Origin of the sequence: Citrobacter sp. TBCS-14 (assembly GCF_005280805.1) — a bacterium.
In the GTDB taxonomy this organism is placed as follows: domain Bacteria; phylum Pseudomonadota; class Gammaproteobacteria; order Enterobacterales; family Enterobacteriaceae; genus Citrobacter; species Citrobacter gillenii.
This window is the reverse complement of the sequence record NZ_SZWM01001128.1, coordinates 1-226: the sequence shown is the minus strand read 5'-3', so window position 1 is coordinate 226 and position 226 is coordinate 1. Positions and strand designations below refer to the sequence as shown.

Genomic DNA, 226 nt, shown 5'->3' with positions numbered 1-226 from the left:
ATAAGCAAATTGCGGATTTTCAGAAGCACTATCATACTGAGTCAACGCGTTTCCATATCCTTCCGCCGGGGATTTATCCTGACAGAAAATACAGCTCTCAGGCAGCAAATTGCAGAGCTAGCTTCAGGAAAGAAAATGATATCAGTGATTCCCAGTATTTAATTATACAAATCGGTTCTGATTTTACCCGTAAAGGTGTCGACAGAACTATCAAGGCGATTGCTTC

General features: G+C 41.2%; 1 pseudogene. It reads left to right on the top strand.

Features of this window, described 5'->3' with window-relative positions:
- Nucleotides 1–226 (top strand): annotated as a pseudogene (locus FDX22_RS30685) (glycosyltransferase family 1 protein); the annotation flags it as partial.